Origin of the sequence: Paraburkholderia sp. SIMBA_054 (assembly GCF_046534875.1) — a bacterium.
Lineage (GTDB): Bacteria > Pseudomonadota > Gammaproteobacteria > Burkholderiales > Burkholderiaceae > Paraburkholderia > Paraburkholderia hospita.
The window spans coordinates 1-237 of sequence record NZ_JAWRXV010001702.1 but is presented as its reverse complement, the minus strand read 5'-3'; the positions used below and the strand labels follow the sequence as shown (position 1 = coordinate 237).

At 67.5% G+C, this 237-nt stretch carries 1 protein-coding gene; it reads left to right on the top strand.

All coding sequences use genetic code 11. The features are described from left to right. Nucleotides 1-15 precede the first annotated feature (15 nt). Nucleotides 16-237, top strand: a 222-nt coding sequence (locus SB822_RS60905; RefSeq protein ID WP_410859630.1) for a hypothetical protein, incomplete at its 3' end; no start/stop codon positions are given.

The window sequence follows — 237 nt, the reverse complement described above, 5'->3', positions numbered from 1 at the left end:
CGCAAGGCCGAACGCATGAACCCGGACATCGCCGGGCGGCCGGCGGTCGTCACGGGCAGCACGCAGCTCCTGTTCCCGGGGATGCGGCGCCTGCAGGAAAACACCGTCATCAACATCAAGAACAAGAGCCACTCGGTCACCGCGGAGATCGAGGTGCCGGCATCGGGCGCGCAGGGCGTGATCATCGCCCAGGGCGGCAACATGGGCGGCTGGAGCTTGTATGCCCACGACGGCAAG